Raw genomic sequence first — 17,953 nt, 5'->3', positions numbered from 1 at the left:
TTTGACCGGCTTTGCCAAGTTGTCGCCGGGCCTGTGTGTGTCGCGGTTTCCGGGGGAGGGGATTCGCTTGCCCTCCTGCTGATCGCAGCCGACTGGGCGCAGACGCGCGGGCGGGATGTGTGCGCCCTGACGGTGGACCATGGCTTGCGCCCCGAAGCCGCCGGGGAAGCCCGTTTCGTTGCGGAAATTGCCGCCCGGTACGGCATCCCGCACCGGACGCTGCGCTGGGAACCCCCCCAACCTGGCCAGGCAAAGGCCCGCCGCGCCCGTCATCAGCTGCTCGCAGCAGCGGCGCGTGAGGCTGGCAGCGTGGTGATCCTCACGGCACACACGCAGGACGATAACGCCGAAACCTTTCTGATCCGCGCCCGCGCCGGGTCTGGCTGGTATGGGCTGGCGGGCATCCAGCCGCTGTCCCTGTCCCCTGCAGAGCCGCCCGGCGTGCCGGTTTTGCTGGGCCGTCCGCTGCTTGCCACGCCTCGGGCTGCGCTGAGGGACCTGCTGCGGACCCAAGGAGAAGACTGGGTCGAGGACCCGTCGAACGAGAACCCCGCCTATGAGCGCGTACGCGTACGCCGGACGCTGGCGGAAGACCCGGCCCTGCGCGCCCGGATTCTGGCCCTTCAGGAGCGGCTGCAGCTGTTGCGGCAGTTACAGGACCAGGCGCTGGCAAATTGGTTGACGGCGGATGTCGAGCTCCGCCCGGACGGCGCGTTGCGGGCGCCTTTGCCGCTGCCGCCGGGCGAGCGGGGAGAGCGGGCGCTGGCCGCCCTGATTGCCCTGGCCAGCGGGCGCACACGTCCTGTGCGTTCGGATGCACTCAGCCGGCTGTCACGCCGCGTCACCCGGCCTGACACGCTGCGCCCGGCCACGCTGGGTGGGGCGATCGTCGCGGTTCGCAAAGACAGGCTCCATGTCACGGCAGAGCATGGGCTCGCGCCTGAACAGGTTAACGCAATCCCTGCACGCCTCGCTGCCATGGTCACGGCCTGTTCAGGGCATATGTGAGATAAAATGTCCACGGCGCAGCTAAGGAGTCGTTTTTCGGCCCCAGTGAGCCTATGTTATCTGTCGAGAAGCTTTCCAAACTGAGAGAGATGCAATGAACGTTCGGAACCTGGCCATCTGGGGTGCAATCGCGCTGCTCGTCATCGGTATGGCGGTCGCGATGGGCGGGAATCCCGAAACCGCCAGCGCAAAGCGCGCGAAACTCTCTGAGATTTACACCCTCGTCGACAGCGGACAGGTGTCTGAAGCCACGCTGGGCGATGACCAGATCATCGTCAAAACCACCGATGGCAAGACCATGGTCAGCGAGCTGCGCGCCCTCGACATGAGCACGCAGGATTATCTGCGCGACCACAATGTGCCGTTCACGGTGGACGCCGACAGCGGCCGCAACAATTTCGCCTCGCTCCTGTTCTCGATCCTGCCGATCCTGCTGATCGTCGGCTTTGTCTTCTTCATGATGCGCCAGATGCAGGGCGGCGGTGGCCGCGGCGCGATGAGCTTCGGCAAGTCGCGCGCCCGCCTGCTGACCGAAAAGCATGGCCGCGTCACCTTTGACGATGTTGCAGGCGTCGATGAAGCCAAGGAAGAACTGCAGGAGATCGTCGAATTCCTGCAGGATCCGTCCAAATTCCAGCGCCTCGGCGGCAAGATCCCGAAAGGCGCGCTGCTGGTTGGCCCGCCCGGCACGGGTAAAACGCTGCTGGCCCGCGCCGTGGCCGGTGAGGCCGGCGTGCCCTTCTTCACGATTTCCGGTTCCGACTTTGTCGAAATGTTCGTTGGCGTCGGTGCGAGCCGCGTGCGCGACATGTTCGAGCAGGCCAAGCGCTCGGCGCCGTGCATCATCTTCATCGACGAGATCGACGCTGTCGGTCGATCCCGCGGTGCCGGCCTTGGCGGCGGCAATGACGAACGCGAGCAGACGCTGAACCAGCTGCTGGTCGAGATGGACGGCTTCGAGGCGAACGAAGGCATCATCCTGATCGCCGCCACCAACCGTCCGGACGTTCTGGACCCGGCGCTGCTGCGTCCCGGCCGTTTCGACCGTCAGGTGACCGTCGGCAATCCGGATATTCTTGGCCGTGAAAAGATCCTGCGCGTCCACATGCGCAATGTGCCGCTGGCGAAAGACGTCGACGCGAAGACCATCGCGCGCGGCACGCCGGGCTTCTCGGGCGCCGACCTTGCAAACCTCGTCAACGAGGCGGCCCTGCTGGCCGCCCGGCGCGGCAAGCGCGTGGTCGCCATGCAGGAGTTCGAGGACGCGAAAGACAAGGTCCTGATGGGGCCGGAGCGCCGCTCCATGGTCATGTCCGAGAAGGAAAAGGAACTCACCGCCTGGCACGAGGCCGGTCACGCTATCGTGGCCATGAAAGTGCCTGCCGCTGACCCGGTCCATAAGGCAACCATCATTCCGCGGGGCCGCGCGCTCGGCATGGTCATGCAGCTGCCGGAAGACGACAAGCTGTCCATGTCCAAGATCGAGATGACCTCGCGCCTCGCCATCATGATGGGCGGCCGCGTGGCCGAAGAGCTGAAATTCGGCGACGACAATGTCACCGCCGGTGCCGCCTCCGACATCCAGCAGGCGACGCGCTTGGCCCGTGCCATGGTGACCCGGTTCGGCCTGTCCGACGAGATCGGTCCGGTGGATTACGGCTCAGACCAGGGCGATGTGTTCCTTGGCCAGCAGATCATGCAGTCGAGCCATGTCTCGGAAGACACATCCCGCAAGATCGAGGAAGAAGTGCGCGAACTGATCCAGACCGGCATGGACGATGCCCGCCGGATCATGACCGATTGCCATGATGAATGGTCCGCCATCGCCAATGGCCTGCTCGAATACGAGACGCTGACCGGTAGCGAAATCACCGACCTGCTGAACGGCAAGCCGCCGACCCGTCCGGATCTCGGCGCCGAAGATACGGGCCCTGCCTCCGCCGTGCCGGCCATCGGCAAGCGCCGGAAGCCGAAGGATGGCGGCGGTGAAGCCGCAGGCGATCCGGAACCGAATCCGGCCTGATCCACTGAAGATTCCTGAATTTAGGCGCTGCCATCCTGGCGGCGCCTTTTTTCTGTCGTCTCGTCTGCCTTGGAATGAGGGCCGGGTCAGTTTAGCCCGGTGTAAGTACAGCCGCTCTGCATTCTATGGATTGCTGCACTGCAGCATTCTGGTTTCTAAGGGGCATCATTCGGTCGGAACAGCCAGGCAGGCGGAGACAACGCAATGCCCATCAAACCGGTAGACATCGTACTCTCGAACGGGGTGGAGGTCATTCTGCGCCCGGCCGGGCCGGCAGATGAGCCACGGTTCGAGCACATCGTGGCGAACATGTCGGAGGAGTCGCGTTACCTGCGCTTCTTCTCAGGCGCCAGGGTGATCCCGAAATCGATCATCCATGCGCTCGCCGATGCGGACGGACACCGCCACATCGCCTGGGCCGCGGCCCTGAAAAACGAACCGGGCCAGCCCTTCATTGCGGCGGCGCACGCCATCCGCACGACGAATGAGCTGGAAGAGGGCGAACTCGCCATGGGCGTGCTGGACGCCTACCATGCGCAGGGACTGTCCCGCATGCTGATCGCGTGTGTGGCGCTTTGCTGCCACGCCGAAGGCATCATCACGCTGGAAGCCGAAACCCTGCCGGAGAACCGGAAGGCCAACAATCTGTTCAAGGCGCTGGGCGGACATGTGATCCGGCCGATGCCGCCGACCACGATGTGGCAGTTCCATGTGGGCGAACTGATCAGTGTGCTGCGCGCCATGGAATCCCCGCAGGGGCTCCGCGAGGTCTTCCGGATCAATGGCGCCGATGATGACCAGGTGGCCGCGCCTTAGGAGACGCGTTCCACCATCATGTGCTTGATCTTGGCGATGGCCTTGGCCGGGTTCAGGCCTTTCGGGCAGACCTGCGCACAGTTCATGATCGTGTGGCAACGATACAGCTTGAACGGGTCTTCCAGATCGTCGAGGCGCTCGCCGGTGGCTTCGTCGCGGCTGTCGATCAGCCAGCGATAAGCCTGCAGCAGGGCGGCCGGGCCGAGATACTTGTCGCCATTCCACCAGTAGGACGGGCAGGATGTCGAGCAGGAGGCGCACAGGATGCACTCGTAAAGCCCGTTCAGCTCTTCGCGGTCAGCCTCGGACTGTTTCCACTCTTTCTCAGGGGCCGGCGTGTCGGTCTTGAGGAAGGGCTGCACATAGGCGTGCTGGGCGTAGAAATTGGTCAGGTCCGGGATCAGGTCGCGTACCACCGGCTGCGACGGCAGGGGGCTGATCGTGATCACGCCTTTCGGCAAATCGTCGAAGCCCTTGGTGCAGGCGATTGTGTTGCGCCCGGCGATGTTCATCGCACAGGAGCCGCAAACGCCTTCCCGGCAGGAGCGGCGGAAGGCCAGCGTCGGGTCGATATTGTTCTTGATGTAGAGCAGGACGTCCAGGATCATCGTCCCGGCCTTGTCCATGTCCACCCAATAGGTGTCCCAGCGCGGATTGCCGCCTTCTTCCGGGTTGTAGCGATAGATCCGGAACTGGCGAAGATTGGTCGCGCCTTGCGGCTTCGGCCAGGTCTTGCCTTTGCGGACCGTGGAATTCTTGGGAAGCGTGAGCTGTACCATGTTCGTTCGGTCCTCTTAGTAAACCCGGGCCTTGGGCTCGATGTAGCTGATTTCGTTCGACATTGTGTAGTCGTGTACCGGGCGGTAATCGAGGTTCACCTTCCCGGTTCCGTCATTCCAGGCCAGCGTGTGCTTCATCCACTTTTCGTCGTCGCGGTCGGCGAAGTCTTCACGGGCATGGGCGCCGCGGCTTTCCTCGCGGGTGGCGGCGCCGTTCACAGTGACGGCCGCCTGGGCGAGCAGGTTGTCGAATTCGAGGGCTTCGACGAGGTCGGTGTTCCACACCATGGTGCGGTCCTGGACATCGATGCCCGGCAGTTTTTTGTAGACTTCCTCGATTGCATCGACACCGTCCTTGAGGACGTCGCCGGTGCGGAAGACGGCGCAATTGTTCTGCATGGCGCGCTGCATTTCGAGGCGCAGCTTGGCCACCGGCTGGTCGCCGGATGCGTTGCGGAACTTGTCGAGGCGGGCGAGATGGCTGTCCGTCGCGCCTTTCGGCAGCTCCGGCTGCGTGGCGCCGGCAATCGTCGTCTCGCCGCAGCGCAGGCCGGCTGCGCGGCCGAACACGACAAGGTCGATCAGCGAGTTGGAGCCGAGACGGTTGGCGCCGTGCACCGACACGCAGGCCGCTTCGCCAACGGCCATCAGGCCCGGCACGATGGAGTCCGGGTCGCCATTCTTCTTGGTCAGCACTTCGCCGTGATAGTTCGTCGGAATGCCGCCCATATTGTAGTGGACCGTCGGCAGGACCGGGATCGGCTCCTTGGTGACATCGACACCGGCGAAGATCTTCGCGGTTTCGGAAATGCCCGGCAGGCGCTCGGCCAGAACTTCGGCGCCGAGGTGTTCGAGGTGCAGGTGGATGTGATCCTTTTCCGGGCCGACACCGCGGCCTTCGCGGATTTCCACGGTCATGGCGCGGGAGACGACATCGCGGGAGGCGAGGTCTTTCGCGGAGGGCGCATAGCGCTCCATGAAGCGTTCGCCTTCGGAATTGGTCAGGTATCCGCCTTCACCGCGGGAACCCTCGGTGATGAGGCAGCCCGACCCGTAAATGCCGGTCGGGTGGAACTGGACGAATTCCATGTCCTGCAGCGGCAGGCCGGCGCGCAGCACCATGGCATTGCCGTCGCCCGTACAGGTGTGGGCGGAGGTACAGGAGAAGAAGGCCCGGCCGTAACCGCCGGTGGCCAGGATGACTTTCTGGGCGCGGAAGCGGTGCAGCGTGCCGTCATCCAGCTTCCAGGCCGTGACACCGCGGCAGGCGCCTTCTTCGTCCATGATCAGGTCCATGCCGAAGTATTCGATGAAGAACTCGGTCTCCTCACGCACGCACTGGCCGTAAAGCGTGTGCAGCATGGCGTGGCCGGTCCGGTCGGCGGCGGCGCAGGTGCGCTGCACGGGGCCTTCGCCGAAGTCGCGGGTCATGCCGCCAAAGGCACGCTGGTAGATCTTGCCTTCCTCGGTCCGCGAGAAGGGCATGCCCCAGTGCTCGAGTTCGTAGACAGCCTTCGGGGCGTTGCGTGTCAGGTATTCGATGGCGTCCTGGTCGCCCAGCCAGTCAGACCCCTTGACGGTGTCGTACATGTGCCAGCGCCAGTTGTCCTCGCCCATATTGCCGAGCGAGGCGGCGATCCCGCCCTGAGCGGCAACCGTGTGAGACCGGGTCGGGAAGACCTTGGTGATGCAGGCCGTGCGCAGGCCTGCCTGGGCCGCGCCGAGGGCTGCGCGCAGGCCGGAACCGCCCGCGCCGACAACCACGACATCGTAAGTATGATCGATCCAGTTATAGGTGCTCATGTTCTAACTCTCCCGCGGGGCCGCTTACGCGCCCGCGCCAATCCACAGTTTCAGGACCGAAAGGGCGATGGCCGCAAACAGTGCGATACAGGCGAAGCTGTTCAGGATCAGCAGCGCCGAGCGCATCCCCGTCTTCGCAATATAGTCTTCGATGACGACCTGCATGCCGAGGCGCATATGGTATACGGTCGCGCCGGCCGTAAGGATCAGCAGGATCGCAGGCAGCGGTTGTGAAATCCACTCGATCGCGGCGGCTTCACCGCCCTGGACGGCGTTGATGACCGAAAACAGGAACCACGGCACCAGGAAAACCAGGGCAATGGCGGAAACGCGCTGCCCGATATGGTGATGCGTGCCGGATTTGGCGGAACCGAGGCCGCGGGCGGCTTTGGCAGGGGTCAGGAACTGGCTGTTCGACATGGGTCTCTGCCTCCTACAGTCCGGCGGCGGCGAGCCAGATGGCTGCCGCGCCCAGAATGGCAAATGCGTAATTGAAGACGGAAACGGCGCTGGCCCGGCCCGGGTCGAAGCCGATGTTCGGGCCATCCCAAAGCAGGTGGCGGATACCGTTCACGAGATGGAACAGGACGGCGACAGCCCAGAGATACAGGATCACGCTGCCATACCAGGAGAAGAGGATCCCTTCGATGGCGCCGTAACAGTCTGCGCCGGTGGCTAGGGCGATGATCCAGCCTGCAATCAGGAAAGTACCGAAATAGAGGGCAACGCCCGTGATGCGGTGGGTGATCGAGGCGGCCATGGTAATATGAGGACGCCAGACCTGGAGGTGTGGCGACAGCGGGCGGGCATCAGCCCCGGACGATCCTGACATGCGAAGGACACCTTCCGATGGATGTAAGAGTTTAACTCAAGTGCTTGGCCTGCGGTTCTAGGAGTCTCTATGATCCTGTCAACGCACAGCAAGTCATGGAGTGACAATATGAAACGATTTCTGTGGCTTGGGGCCCTCTTTCTGTTCACACCTTCGGCATTTGCCGATCCGATGGACGACCTGATCGGGGAATATGAGGCTTATGTCCGTGACGCTTCCCCGGAGGAAGCGGCACGTGCCGCTGGGGAAGCTGCGTCGGGCTGGGGAAATGTCGCGCCGGAGGCGGTCGCAGAGCGGGCGGCGAAGGCGGCGGCCCTGCGTGATGCGATTGCTGCGCTGGAAACCGAACGGACTACCGACCAGGCGATTCTCAAGCGTCTTCTGACGACGGATATCGACAATGCGCGCTTGGATACCGCCCGGATCCCCTTCACCGGAGACTGGGGGTTTCAGGCCGAGCCGGTCTTTGCGGCGATGCAGACCCGGATCACCAGCGAGGCCGAAGGCGACGCCTGGATTGCGCGCCTGAACGATGTGCCGCGCTATTTCGCAGAAAATGTTGCAAACATGCGCCGGGGGCTCGCCACGGGCTGGGTGGCGCATGCCGATCCGCTGGGCGTGATGACAGACCAGATTCGCGAGCAGATCTCCGACGACCCCAGCGCAAGCGGCCTGTACGCACCGTTCCGCAATTTGCCGGAAGACATGGACCCCGCCGTCGCCTCCCGCCTGAAGACGGACGGGCTGACCGCGGTGGCGAATGCCATATCGGCCTATCGCAGAACCCTGGCGTTCATCGAAACGGACTATGCGCCCCACACACGGGACGGGGCAGGGATCGCGAACCTGCCGGGTGGCAGTGCGGTTTATGCTGCCGCGATTGAGCACCACACAGCGGGCGCCGGTTATTCGCCCGAGGAGATCCATGAACTCGGCCTCTCCGAAGTCGCCCGCATCCGGGGGGAGATGGAGGCGATCCTGCAGGAGATCCATTTCGAAGGCGACTTCCAGGACTTTCTCGTCTTCCTGCGCACCGATCCGGCCTTCTACGCGAAAACGCCGGACGAGTTGATGGGCCGGGCGAAAGCGGTCGCGGCGAAACTGGATGCCATCCTGCCGGACTATTTCGGTAAGCTGCCGGAGCATGGCTACAATGTGGAGCCTGTGCCGGCGGCGATCGCGCCGGGTTACACGTCTGCCCGCTATGTGCAGGGCGATCCAGAGGAGAACCGGCCGGGTACCTATCTCGTGAACACCTATGCGCTGGACCAGCGCCCGCTCTACGAACTGCCGGCGCTTTCTGCGCATGAGGCCGTGCCGGGGCACCACCTCCAGATCATGCTGGCCATGGAAATGAAGGGGCAGCCGCGCTTCCGCCAGCAATATTACGCCACCGCGTTCGGGGAAGGGTGGGGGCTTTATGCCGAACACATTGCCATGGAGGCGGGCCTGAACGAGACGCCTTATGAACGCTTTGGCGGGCTTTCCATGGAGATGTGGCGCGCCTGCCGGCTCGTCGCCGACACCGGCCTGCACCTTTATGGCTGGACGCGGGAAGAGGCGGAGGAATGTTTCAACGAGAATTCCGCCCTCGCACCGCTGAACATCCGCAATGAGGTGACCCGCTACATGGGCTGGCCCGGACAGGCGACGGCCTACAAGATCGGTGAACTGAAAATCCTGGACCTGCGCCATCAGGCCGAAGCGGCCCTCGGCGACGCGTTCGACATCCGCGCCTTCCACGATGCGGTCCTGTCTAAGGGGGCTGTTCCGCTGGATGTGCTGGACGATCAGATCCATGACTGGATCGAGGCGGAACAGATGCGTGGAGCAGGACCGGATACGGCCCCTGAAATAGCCGACGCGCCCTGATGGCAAAGCGACTCTGAATTTGTTCCGGTCAGGCTTGTATCCTGCTGGCCGGTACGCCAAATGGGCTGACCATGTTTCGCTTCTTCGAACACCGTCTCCCGCCGTTCCCGGACGCCCAGCTGGATGTGCCGCCGCAAGGGTTCTGGCCCTTCGTCTGGCACTATGTGCGCGATGCCGTGCCGTGGCTGGTCGTCACGGCCGTCTTTACGGCGATCATTGCCGTGGGCGAGGTGACCCTGTTCGGCTTCCTCGGCGGGATTGTCGACTGGCTGTCGTCTGCAGACCGGGAAGGCTTCCTGCAACGCGAAGGCCTGCGGCTGGCCCTGATGGCAGGCGTCGTGCTGGTGGTGCTGCCGCTGGCAACCCTGATCCATGCGCTGATCGTCTATCAGGGCCTGATGGGCAATGTGCCGATGAGTGCACGCTGGCGCATGCACCGGCAGATGCTGGGCCAGTCGATGAATTTCTTCGGCAATGAGTTCGCCGGACGGGTCGCAACCAAGGTGATGCAGACCGCGCTGGCGGTGCGTGAGACGGTGATGAAGATCCTCGACGTCTTCGTCTTCGTGATCGTCTATTTCGTCTCGGCGCTTGTGCTGGTCGCGTCATCGGACTGGCGCCTGATGCTGCCCTTCCTGCTGTGGGGCGGACTCTACTGCCTTGTCATGACCTGGTTCGTGCCGCGTCTCGGCAAGGTGGCCGAACGACAGGCGGATGCCCGCTCGGCCATGACCGGGCGCATTGTGGACAGTTATACCAATATCCAGACCGTGAAACTCTTCGCCCATGCCGGGCATGAAGAAGCCTATGCCAGGGACAGCATGGAAGGCTTCCTTGGGACGGTTTACCAGCAGATGCGCTACGTCACCGGCTTCAACTTTATTGTCTATCTGAACAACTCCCTGCTGGTCTTCCTGGTCGGCGCGGTCGGCATCTATCTGTGGATGGGGAATTTGATTGGCGCGGGGGGCGTGGCGGCCGCGATCGGCCTGACCCTGCGCATCAAATCCATGTCCCAGTGGATCATGTGGGAAGTTGCCGGCCTCTTCGAGAATATCGGTGTGGTCTATGACGGAAAGGCCATGCTGAACCGCCCGGTTGCCGTGGCCGATGCGCCGGATGCGGAAGACCTGCCGCGCGGGGCAGGAGCGATCGAATTCCGGAATGTCTCTTTCCACTATGGCAAAGGATCCGGCGTGATCGAGGACTTCTCCCTCACGATCCGACCGGGGGAAAAGATCGGCCTTGTCGGCCGGTCTGGCGCAGGCAAGACAACGCTGACGAACCTGCTGCTGCGCTTCTACGAAACGGAAAGCGGCGCGATCCTTCTCGATGGGCACGATGTCTCCCATGTCACGCAGGATTCCCTCCGGGCACAGATCGGCGTGGTCACGCAGGATACCTCGCTCCTGCACCGTTCCATCCGAGAGAACATCGCCTATGGCCGGCCGGGCGCGAGCGATGCGGACATCCTGACGGCCTGCGGGAAAGCCGCCGCCCTGGACTTCATCAACGATCTGGAGGATTCCCAGGGCCGCCGCGGGCTGGACGCACATGTGGGTGAGCGCGGCGTGAAACTGTCCGGCGGCCAGCGCCAGCGGATCGCGATTGCCCGCATCTTCCTGAAGGACGCACCGGTGCTGATCCTGGATGAGGCGACCTCTGCGCTCGATTCCGAGGTCGAGGCCGTTATCCAGGAGAAGCTGTTCGAACTGATGGAGGGCAAGACGGTGATCGCCATCGCACACCGCCTGTCGACCATCGCGGCGATGGACCGGCTGATCGTGCTCGACAAGGGACAGATCGTCGAGCACGGCAACCATGCGGATCTTGTGGCTGCGGGTGGGCTCTATTCCGAGCTCTGGGCACGCCAGTCCGGCGGCTTCCTGGTGGAACCGGACAAGGCAGACAGCGAAGTTGCGGCGGAGTAGGGCCTCATGAAACTGACCATTATCGAAACCGGCCTCGTCCCGGAGCCGATCCGCGGGGACTTCGAAGACTATCCGGCCATGTTCCGCCACTTGATGGCAGGCACCGGCGCGTTTGAATTCGATACCGTCTCGGTGGTGAAGGGTGAGCCCTTGCCGGATCCGGACGCGGTGGAAGCGGTGTTGATCACCGGGTCGCCCGCCGGGGTCTATGACACGGAGGCCTGGATCGGTCCTCTGGCGGATTTCATCCGCGCAGGTGCCGCCGCCGGTGTGCCGCAGGTGGGCATCTGTTTCGGCCACCAGATCCTGGCCGAGGCGCTGGGCGGAAAGGTGATAAAGTCAGACAAGGGCTGGGGCGTCGGGCGCCACACCTATGAAGTCGTCGCCTGTCCGGATTTTGTCAGCGAGGCGTGTCCGGCCACGGTGTCAGCGGCGGTCAGCCATCAGGACCAGGTCGTCACCCTGCCGCCGGGGGCAAAAGTGGTCGTGGCGTCGGATTTCACGCCCTTTGCCGGGCTGTATTATCCTGAGGCCCCGGCGCTCAGCTTTCAGTGCCATCCGGAGTTTGCGGACGATTATTCCGCGGCGCTCTACGCCCTGCGCCGCCCGCGGATCGGCGAATCGTTAACTGACCGGGCGCTCGAATCCCTCGAAATCGAGGGCGATCATGCCCGTCTGGCGCGCTGGACCGCAGAATTCCTTTCGGCGCACCGACGCGGGCATTAACGAATTGGTATTGGTGTGAAACCTGCATCCTGTTGCGGAAACCGGCGCAACAGTGTTCAACACGCGCACACAACCCGTGGAGATTTCCGACATGATGCCGAAACCACTCGCAGACATTGCTCCGAATACGTTTGAGTTCGAGGTGCTGCCACTGGTGAAACCGACAGGCTTTCGCGAATACGACGCCCGCTGGTGGTTCAATGGCATCGGCAAGGAAAAAGCCCCGGAGCTGAACCTGACCGGGGTTCAGGCACTTGGCCTCGGCATGGCAACGCTGTTCCACGAACTGGGCGTCGAGCCGAAAGTGGTGACGGGCCATGATTTCCGCTCCATCAGCCAGCCGATCAAGAACGCTTTGATCCTCGGCCTGACACAAGGCGGCTGCGAAGTGATGGATGTCGGCCTGGCGCTCTCGCCGATGGTCTACTGGAGCCAATTCGAACTGGACGCGCCCTGCTGTGCCATGGTCACCGCCAGCCACAATGAGAATGGTTGGACCGGTGTGAAGATGGGCGCCAACAAGCCGCTGACATTCGGGCCGGAAGAAATGGGCCGCCTGAAGGAAATCGTCATGGGTGGCGCCTTTGTGGAGCGCGAAGGCGGCAAGCATTACCGTATCGAAGGCATTCGCGAGAAATACATCGCCTCGGTTGCTGACGGCGTGAAGCTGTCGCGTCCGCTGCGCGTCATCGCCGCCTGCGGCAATGGTACGGCGGGGGCGTTTGCGCCGGATGCGCTGCGCGCCATGGGGGCAGATGTCATCGAGATGGATTGCAATCTCGACATGACCTTCCCGAAATACAATCCAAACCCGGAAGATTCCGAAATGCTGCACGCCATGGCCGCCGCCGTGCGCGAACATGGCGCCGATGTCGCGCTCGGCTTCGACGGGGACGGGGACCGCTGCGGCGTTGTCGACAATACGGGTGAGGAAATCTTTGCCGACAAGATCGGCCTGATGCTGGCCCGCGACCTGTCGAAACAATATCCGGACTCGAAATTCGTTGTCGATGTGAAATCGACCGGCCTCTACAAGACCGATCCCGTGCTGAAGGAAAACGGCGCCACGGTCGATTACTACAAGACCGGACATTCCTACATCAAGCGCCGCACCAATGAGCTCGGCGCGCTCGCCGGATTTGAAAAGTCCGGCCACTTCTTCTTCCGCCCGCCGATCGGGCTCGGCTACGATTGCGGCCTCGTCGCCGCGAAAGCCGTGCTGCAGATGCTGGACCGCAACCCCGGCAAGACGATGGCGGAGCTGAAGGGCGAACTGGGGACGGCCTGGACCTCGCTCACCATGTCGCCGCATTGCGATGACGAAACCAAGTACGGCATCGTCGACAAGATGGTCGAAGAATACGAAGGCCTGAACGGCACGGAAATCCTTGGCCGCAAAGTGGTCGATGTGAATACCGTCAACGGCGCCCGCGTGACGCTGGAAGACGGCAGCTGGGTTCTGATCCGGGCGTCTTCGAACAAACCGGAACTCGTCGTCGTGGTCGAATCCATGGCCAGCGAAGACGACATGCGCGACCTCTTCCACAAGGAAATCAAACCGCGCCTCGGCAAGCACCCGGAAGTCGGCGCCTACAACCAGGAAATCTGATCAGCTACCTCTGATCAACTGCCGGCAGGCGGCATGCCCATCTCGGCACCGGCCGCATCATCGAGCTCTCCGGCACGTATCCAGGCGGGCCGGGACTCAAGCCGGGCCCAATATGCGGCGAGGGCATCGTGCGCCGGCATGGAGCCGAACTGCAGCCCCCAGCCGACCTGCGCCCCGAGATAGACGTCGGCGGCGGTAAACTGGTCGCCGCACAGATATGGGCTTGCATCGGATACGGCCTTGATCAGAACCCCGTACATGTCGTCGAAATCGCCATAGCCCGCCATGCGCTTGCGCTCTTCGTTCACCGAAAATCCAAGGGCGCGGTTCGTGACCCCCGATTCCACGGGCCCCGCGGCGAAAAACATCCAGCGGTAATACGCTGCCCGGCGGTCCACCGGCGGGGCGAGTCCGGCCTCCGGGAACGCGTCTGCCAGATAGGCGCAGATGGCGGCGCATTCGGTCACCACCTGATCACCGTGAACGATCGCAGGCACCTTGCCCATCGGATTGATGGCCAGGTATTCCGGCGCCTTCATCGTGCCGTCGTAGGTGAGGTATTCCACCTCATAAGGCACGCCGACCTCTTCCAGCATCCAGCGGGCAATCCGGCCGCGCGACATCGGGTTTGTATAGAGTTTCAACGTGGTCATGCGCCCCTCCGGTTGTTCACGTTTTGATCTAGTCCTTCGCGTTCACCTGAGTCAATCCGGAATCGTCGCAGCTGAAACTGCCGGACCGGCAGCCATGCCCTCTTGACCTAGGGACACAAAAATCGCACCCCTCCGCCCAGTTTACACTGGCAGAATCGAGGTTAGTCCCATGCGCGTTGCGATGATTGGCACAGGCTATGTGGGGCTTGTCTCCGGCGCCTGCTTTGCGGATTTCGGTCATGTCGTCACTTGTGTCGACAAGGACGCTTCCAAGATCGAGAAGCTGAAGGCCGGTGTGATGCCGATCTACGAGCCCGGCCTCGACAGCCTGGTCGCCAACAATGTTGCGGAAGAGCGTCTTTTCTTCACGACTGACCCGGCCGAAGCCATCCGCGATGCCGATGCCGTCTTCATCGCTGTCGGCACACCGTCCCGCCGCGGCGACGGCCATGCAGACCTGTCCTATGTCTATGGCGCCGCCGAAGAGATCGCCCAGCTGATGGACGGCTTCACGGTCGTGGTCACCAAGTCCACCGTGCCCGTCGGCACCGGAGACGAAGTCGAAGAGATCATCCGCAAGACACGGCCTGATGGGGACTTTGCCGTCGTCTCCAATCCGGAATTCCTACGCGAAGGCGCGGCGATCAAGGACTTCAAGATTCCGGACCGCGTGGTCGTCGGGACAGAAGACGAGCGCGCCCGTCAGGTAATGGGAGAGCTTTACCGTCCATTGTTCCTCAACGAGACGCCGATCCTGTTCACCGCACGCCGGACATCGGAGCTGATCAAGTATGCAGCCAATGCCTTCCTTGCCGTGAAGATCACCTTCATCAACGAGATGGCGGACCTCTGCGAAAAGGTGGGCGCGAATGTGCAGGAAGTGTCCCGTGGCATCGGCCTCGATGGCCGGATCGGGTCGAAATTCCTGAATGCCGGCCCCGGGTATGGCGGCTCCTGTTTTCCGAAAGACACGCTGGCCCTGACCAAGACCGCGAATGATTACGACAGCCCGGTTCGGATCGTCGATACGGTTGTCGAAGTGAACGCGGCCCGCAAGAAGGCGATGGCCGGCAAGGTGATCGCGGCGATGGGCGGAGATGTCAGCGGCAAGACGATCGGCGTGCTCGGCCTCGCCTTCAAGCAGAACACCGACGACATGCGCGATGCGCCGAGCCTGGATATTCTTCCGGCGCTTCAGGCCGCCGGCGCGACGATCAAGGCCTACGACCCGGAAGCCATGACCGAGGCCAGCCACCTCCTGAAGGATATTCAGTTCGCGAAGAACGCTTACGAAGCCGCGCAGGATGCCGATGCCCTCGTCATCCTGACGGAATGGGACCAGTTCCGTGCCCTTGATCTCGACCGGATCAAGGCTGCGCTGAACAGCAATGTCGTGGTAGACCTGCGGAACATCTATTCGCCGGAAGACATGGCCGCCAAAGGCTTCGCCTATACGTCTATCGGCCGTCCGGCCGTCTGATCTGCCCCCTGCAAACAAGGACAGGACCCATGAAATTCTTTGTCGATACCGCTAACACTGACGATATCTCGGAACTCGCTGCAACCGGCCTGATCGATGGCGTCACCACGAACCCGTCCCTGATTGCCAAAGCAGGCCGGCCGTTCACGGACGTGATCAAGGAAATCTGTGACCTGGTCGAAGGCCCGGTCAGCGCCGAAGTTGTCGCTACAGAATATGACGGCATGATCACCGAAGGCCGCAAGCTGGCCGCGATCGCAGAAAACGTCGCAGTGAAACTGCCGCTCACCTGGGACGGCCTGAAGGCCTGCAAGACGCTGACAGGCGAAGGCACGATGGTGAATGTCACGCTGTGCTTCTCGGCCAATCAGGCCCTGCTCGCCGCCAAGGCCGGCGCCACGTTCATCTCTCCGTTCATCGGCCGTCTCGACGACATCAATCTCGACGGCATGGAGCTGATCTCCGACATCCGCCAGATCTATGACAATTACCTGTTCGATACCGAGATCCTGGCCGCGTCGATCCGCACGGCGAACCATGTGAAGGAGTCTGCGCTGGCAGGCGCCGATGTTGCCACAATGCCGCCGAACGTGATCAAGTCGCTGGCGACTCATCCGCTGACGGACAAGGGCCTCGCTGCTTTCCTGGCGGACGCTGAAAAGGCAGGCATCAAGGTCTGATCCCATGACCGAGGCGCAAGGCCCACAGGGCAGGGTGCTCGTCATCGCCGGTTCGGATTCCGGCGGCGGGGCGGGGATCCAGGCCGATATCAAGACGATCACCATGCTGGGCGGCTATGCCATGACGGCCGTGACGGCGATTACCGTGCAGGACACGACCGGCGTGCATGGCGTCTGGCCTGTGCCGGTTGAAGCGGTGACAGGGCAGATGCAGGTCACGCTTGCCGATATCGGCGCCGACGCGATCAAGACCGGCATGCTGGGCAGCGCCGCGCTCGTCGAATCTGTGGCTGAATGCCTTGCTGCCAACGCATCGATGATCCCGCGCGTGATCGACCCGGTGATGATCGCAACTTCAGGCCACCGGCTGGTCGAGGCAAAGGGCGTGGAGGCAATCCGCTCCGAGCTTGTACCAGGTGCCCGGCTCGTCACGCCGAATGCGCCCGAGGCGGAAGTATTGACCGGCAAGGCCGTCGAGACGGTCGACGGCCAGCGCCGCGCCGCCGAACAGCTGCTGGAGCTTGGCGCCAATGGCGCGCTGGTAAAAGGCGGGCACATTCCGGGCAGCAAGATTACCGATGTGCTGCAGACAACCACCGGCGAATGGATCTTTGAAAGCCCCCGCATCGAAACGACGTCCACGCACGGAACCGGCTGCGTGCTCGCCTCCGCCATCGCCGCCTTGCTGGCGCAAGGGGAGAGTGTGCCGGAGGCTGTGGAGCAGGGGCGGGATTACCTGATGGGTGCAATCCGCGCGGCGAAGGGCTTCGGGAAAGGCGCCGGGCCGCTCCATCATGGCTGGGTGCTGGATGATGAGGATTAGCCAGCCTTAACCATCGATTACAAATCATCGATTTGCCGTCTGCCGGGAGTGTGGCAAAGGAAGCGCCCCGAAACAGGAGGCGCCTATGCCGAAATTGCCTTTCTATCAGGTCGATGCCTTTGCCTCGCGGCCGTTCGAGGGAAACCAGGCGTGCGTGATGCCGCTTGAAGACTTCCTTCCGGACGCGATCCTGCAGACCATCGCAGCGGAGAACAATGTCGCCGAAACGGCGTACCTGGTCCGCAAGAGCGAAAATACCTGGGCGCTGCGCTGGTTCACCCCGGCCGTGGAAGTGCCGCTGTGCGGACACGCCACGCTGGCGAGTGCGCATGTCCTGTTTGAAGAATACAGCTTCAAAGGAGAGGCGGTGCATTTCGAGACGGTCCATTCAGGCAGCCTGATCGTGCGCCGGCTGGCCGATGGCCAGCTGGAAATGGACTTTCCCTGCGGACCCGTACAGGAAATTCCGGTAACGGATGATGTCGCCACTGCGCTGGGCGCCCGCCCGGTACAGGCCTGGGGCGGCATGTTCTATGCGGCCCGGTTCGAAACGCCGGAAGAGGTGGAAGCCCTGAAACCTGACCAGAGAGCCCTGAAAGACCTGGGCGTCCCGGGCGAAGGCTGGGACCGCGGCAATTTCGGCTGCTTCGCGGCAGGCGGGGACGGCGTGGATGTTACCAGCCGCTTTTTCGCCCCCGGCAGCGGCATCGATGAAGACCCGGCCACCGGCAGCTGGCACACAATGCTGGCCCGCGTCATGAGCGAGCGCTTCGGCAAGACCGATCTTAAATGCCGTCAGGCCTTTCCGGGACGCGGCGCCTTCATCGACACACGTCTGGAGGATGACCGGGTGAAGCTCATCGGGACCTCCGTGACGGTGATCGAAGGCAGCTTCACGCTTTAGACGCACCCGGCACG

Annotated in this window: 16 protein-coding genes; 11 read left to right on the top strand and 5 right to left on the bottom strand. The window is 63.0% G+C overall.

All coding sequences use genetic code 11. The annotated features are described in order from the left end of the window. Nucleotides 1-33: 33 nt before the first annotated feature. From tilS to HAD_RS03370, 3 genes are all read left to right on the top strand, one after another. The gene (gene tilS, locus HAD_RS03380) at nt 34-1,008 is read left to right on the top strand and encodes a tRNA lysidine(34) synthetase TilS (protein ID WP_051595893.1); all 975 of its coding nucleotides are present in this window, start codon (nt 34-36) and stop codon (nt 1,006-1,008) included. Nucleotides 1,009-1,102: 94 nt separating this feature from the next. Further along, complete coding sequence (gene ftsH, locus HAD_RS03375; RefSeq protein ID WP_035569428.1) at nt 1,103-3,031, top strand: ATP-dependent zinc metalloprotease FtsH; 1,929 nt, start codon at nt 1,103-1,105, stop codon at nt 3,029-3,031. 204 nt (nt 3,032-3,235) lie between these two features. Continuing rightward, nucleotides 3,236-3,847, top strand: coding sequence for a GNAT family N-acetyltransferase (locus HAD_RS03370; protein ID WP_051595892.1), 612 nt, complete (start codon nt 3,236-3,238; stop codon nt 3,845-3,847). Here the strand turns inward: HAD_RS03370 and HAD_RS03365 are convergent. The 4 genes from HAD_RS03365 to sdhC are packed head-to-tail and all read right to left on the bottom strand — an operon-like array spanning nt 3,844 to nt 7,261. Continuing rightward, complete coding sequence (locus tag HAD_RS03365; RefSeq protein ID WP_035569426.1) at nt 3,844-4,626, bottom strand: succinate dehydrogenase iron-sulfur subunit; 783 nt, start codon at nt 4,624-4,626, stop codon at nt 3,844-3,846. The genes HAD_RS03370 and HAD_RS03365 overlap by 4 nt on opposite strands. Before the next feature lie 15 nt (nt 4,627-4,641). Continuing rightward, the gene (gene sdhA, locus HAD_RS03360) at nt 4,642-6,429 is read right to left on the bottom strand and encodes a succinate dehydrogenase flavoprotein subunit (protein ID WP_035569425.1); all 1,788 of its coding nucleotides are present in this window, start codon (nt 6,427-6,429) and stop codon (nt 4,642-4,644) included. A gap of 24 nt (nt 6,430-6,453) precedes the next feature. After that, nucleotides 6,454-6,849 (bottom strand): succinate dehydrogenase, hydrophobic membrane anchor protein, encoded by a 396-nt coding sequence (gene sdhD / locus HAD_RS03355; RefSeq protein WP_035569424.1) that lies wholly within the window; start codon nt 6,847-6,849, stop codon nt 6,454-6,456. A gap of 13 nt (nt 6,850-6,862) precedes the next feature. Then, nucleotides 6,863-7,261, bottom strand: a complete 399-nt coding sequence (gene sdhC, locus HAD_RS03350; protein WP_035569422.1) for a succinate dehydrogenase, cytochrome b556 subunit — start codon at nt 7,259-7,261, stop codon at nt 6,863-6,865. 108 nt (nt 7,262-7,369) lie between these two features. On the opposite strand from sdhC, the gene HAD_RS03345 reads away from it, so the two are divergent. The 4 genes from HAD_RS03345 to HAD_RS03330 all read left to right on the top strand — a co-directional run bounded on the left by HAD_RS03345 (nt 7,370) and on the right by HAD_RS03330 (nt 13,399). Continuing rightward, nucleotides 7,370-9,133 (top strand): DUF885 domain-containing protein, encoded by a 1,764-nt coding sequence (locus HAD_RS03345; RefSeq protein WP_241765287.1) that lies wholly within the window; start codon nt 7,370-7,372, stop codon nt 9,131-9,133. A gap of 71 nt (nt 9,134-9,204) precedes the next feature. Further along, nucleotides 9,205-11,064 carry an ABC transporter ATP-binding protein gene (locus tag HAD_RS03340; RefSeq protein ID WP_035569421.1) on the top strand — a complete coding sequence of 620 codons (1,860 nt, stop codon included), beginning with the start codon at nt 9,205-9,207 and terminating at the stop codon, nt 11,062-11,064. A 6-nt stretch (nt 11,065-11,070) separates the two neighbouring features. Further along, nucleotides 11,071-11,790: a glutamine amidotransferase-related protein gene (locus HAD_RS03335; RefSeq protein ID WP_035569420.1), complete on the top strand. Its 720-nt coding sequence runs from the start codon at nt 11,071-11,073 to the stop codon at nt 11,788-11,790. A gap of 94 nt (nt 11,791-11,884) precedes the next feature. Further along, the gene (locus HAD_RS03330; protein WP_035571544.1) at nt 11,885-13,399 is read left to right on the top strand and encodes a phosphohexomutase domain-containing protein; all 1,515 of its coding nucleotides are present in this window, start codon (nt 11,885-11,887) and stop codon (nt 13,397-13,399) included. Between the two features lie 14 nt (nt 13,400-13,413). Here the strand turns inward: HAD_RS03330 and HAD_RS03325 are convergent, their stop codons facing one another. Then, the gene (locus tag HAD_RS03325; protein ID WP_035569418.1) at nt 13,414-14,052 is read right to left on the bottom strand and encodes a glutathione S-transferase family protein; all 639 of its coding nucleotides are present in this window, start codon (nt 14,050-14,052) and stop codon (nt 13,414-13,416) included. 169 nt (nt 14,053-14,221) lie between these two features. On the opposite strand from HAD_RS03325, the gene HAD_RS03320 reads away from it, so the two are divergent. The 4 genes from HAD_RS03320 to HAD_RS03305 all read left to right on the top strand — a co-directional run bounded on the left by HAD_RS03320 (nt 14,222) and on the right by HAD_RS03305 (nt 17,939). After that, nucleotides 14,222-15,532, top strand: a complete 1,311-nt coding sequence (locus tag HAD_RS03320; RefSeq protein WP_035569417.1) for a UDP-glucose dehydrogenase family protein — start codon at nt 14,222-14,224, stop codon at nt 15,530-15,532. A gap of 29 nt (nt 15,533-15,561) precedes the next feature. Then, nucleotides 15,562-16,212: a fructose-6-phosphate aldolase gene (gene fsa, locus HAD_RS03315; protein WP_035569415.1), complete on the top strand. Its 651-nt coding sequence runs from the start codon at nt 15,562-15,564 to the stop codon at nt 16,210-16,212. A 4-nt stretch (nt 16,213-16,216) separates the two neighbouring features. Further along, on the top strand, nt 16,217-17,035 hold the full coding sequence (thiD, locus tag HAD_RS03310) for a bifunctional hydroxymethylpyrimidine kinase/phosphomethylpyrimidine kinase (RefSeq protein ID WP_035569413.1): 819 nt from the start codon (nt 16,217-16,219) through the stop codon (nt 17,033-17,035). Nucleotides 17,036-17,120: 85 nt separating this feature from the next. Continuing rightward, entirely contained in the window at nt 17,121-17,939 is an 819-nt protein-coding gene (locus HAD_RS03305; protein ID WP_035569412.1) for a PhzF family phenazine biosynthesis protein, read from the top strand. The last annotated feature ends 14 nt before the right edge of the window (nt 17,940-17,953 follow it).

The sequence above is a fragment of the Hyphomonas adhaerens MHS-3 genome (assembly GCF_000685235.1).
In the GTDB taxonomy this organism is placed as follows: domain Bacteria; phylum Pseudomonadota; class Alphaproteobacteria; order Caulobacterales; family Hyphomonadaceae; genus Hyphomonas; species Hyphomonas adhaerens.
This window is presented reverse-complemented; position numbering and strand designations above follow the sequence as displayed.